The sequence below is a fragment of the Dietzia sp. KRD202 genome, from assembly GCF_017168155.1.
Lineage (GTDB): Bacteria > Actinomycetota > Actinomycetes > Mycobacteriales > Mycobacteriaceae > Dietzia > Dietzia kunjamensis.
Map to the genome: position 1 here is coordinate 1 of NZ_JABFAN010000131.1, position 418 is coordinate 418.

Annotated in this window: 1 protein-coding gene; it reads right to left on the reverse strand. The window is 70.6% G+C overall.

What is annotated here, in order from left to right; all coding sequences use genetic code 11:
• Window positions 1–405: hypothetical protein (locus J1M64_RS19315; protein WP_206475248.1), on the reverse strand; the 405-nt coding region annotated here is incomplete at its 3' end.
• Between the last annotated feature and the right edge of the window lie 13 nt (window positions 406–418).

Below are 418 nucleotides of genomic sequence, written 5' to 3' on the forward strand. Positions count from 1 at the left end.
CCACGCGGACGGACGCCCCTGCTGATCGGTCTCGATCCGCACGCGCACCTCCTGCCACTGCGTCTCGTCGATCTGCAGCTGCACGCTCAGTTCGACCTCCTCCGGGGAGCTGGCCCAGACGTATGCCTCCGCCCCCAGCAGCTCCGCCTCCGGGGGTATCGGGCAGGTCTGTGCCGCCTGGCACATGCGCGCGACGACTTGCGCGACCTCCGCAGCCGTGCGCGCCACGTCGGGCATGACCTCGGCCTGCACGATCGCCTCCGTCGGTGAACCGGGGTCGCCGTCGACCGCGAACCGCTCGCCGCGCACGCGCATGATCGGTCCGTCGACCTCGTCGATCTCGTACAGCCCCGGGTAGAGGTAGGTGCTGCCGCCGGGCACGAGCGCTGTGCCCCCGATGGTCACATCGGTCATGTTG